The 524-nt window shown below is 65.5% G+C and carries 1 protein-coding gene; it reads right to left on the bottom strand.

What is annotated here, in order from left to right; genetic code table 11:
* Positions 1 to 83 precede the first annotated feature (83 nt).
* A partial coding sequence (locus Q7A36_RS40780) for an IS1634 family transposase (RefSeq protein WP_456306860.1) occupies positions 84 to 524 on the bottom strand: 441 nt, incomplete at its 5' end.

The raw sequence follows: 524 nt of genomic DNA, 5'->3' as shown, positions 1-524 counted from the left end.
CGGAAAGCTGTTTCGGGTCAGCAGCTTACAGGGCCGCTGCCGACTGTTAGCATCACAGATGACGATTTATGGTTGAGGGGTGTTCAGCTCGCCGCGGCGTCGCGGATGTTCGGCGGCAGGGCAATGCCTACGGCCTTGAACAGCGGCCCGACGGCGCCGGTCGCGGGCGTGCGCAGCCTGATCTGCTGGCCGTCCTTGGCCAGCAAGACTTCCTGCAGCCGGTCCAGGTCGCGTAGCACGTCGCCCCATTCCGGGGTGAAGCCCGCAGCCTTGCAGCGCTCGTACAGCTCCTTCTGCAGCACGAGGGCGAGGAAGGAGCAGAAGACGTGGCCGCGGATGGCCGCGTCGGAGGAGTGATAGATCGGCCGCGTGCGCAGCACGCCCTTGGTTTTGCGAAACAGGGTTTCGACGGCCAGGAGCTCGCGGTATCTCAGCATCGCCTGCAGCGGCGTGACGCGGGCGTTGGTGCGCAGCACGAAGATGCCGTCGTATCTCGCTTCCTCGGCCAGCTTGCCGACATCGAT

It is taken from the genome of Paracraurococcus lichenis, assembly GCF_030657435.1.
GTDB classification, from domain to species: Bacteria; Pseudomonadota; Alphaproteobacteria; order Acetobacterales; family Acetobacteraceae; genus Paracraurococcus; species Paracraurococcus lichenis.
Note: the sequence above shows the minus strand (reverse complement) of the source record. Positions and strands in the feature narration are given on the sequence as shown.